The organism is Cetobacterium somerae ATCC BAA-474, from assembly GCF_000479045.1.
Lineage (GTDB): Bacteria > Fusobacteriota > Fusobacteriia > Fusobacteriales > Fusobacteriaceae > Cetobacterium_A > Cetobacterium_A somerae.
Genome location: NZ_KI518118.1, coordinates 6,863 through 7,182 on the forward strand (window position 1 = coordinate 6,863; position 320 = coordinate 7,182).

General features: G+C 29.7%; 1 pseudogene. It reads right to left on the reverse strand.

Annotated features, from left to right (window positions below):
- Positions 1–320 (reverse strand): annotated as a pseudogene (locus HMPREF0202_RS15465) (phosphoglucosamine mutase); the annotation flags it as partial.

Here is a 320-nt window from a genome sequence, read left to right on the forward strand (position 1 = left end):
ATTTTTTCAAGAACATATCTATCTCCAACATTCGCTCTTATTAAATGAATTCCTTTATTTGATAAATAACTTTCAAATCCCATATTACTCATAACAGTTGTTACAACTTGATTATTTTTTAGCTCTCCTCTATCTTTCATTCCTAAAGCTAATACAGCAATAATCTTATCTCCATCTATTATATTCCCATTTTTATCTACAGCAATTAATCTGTCTGCATCTCCATCATAAGCTAATCCCAGATCTGCTTCATATCCCATAACAACTTTAGATAATATTTCTGGATGCGTTGATCCACATCTAACATTTATATTTTTACC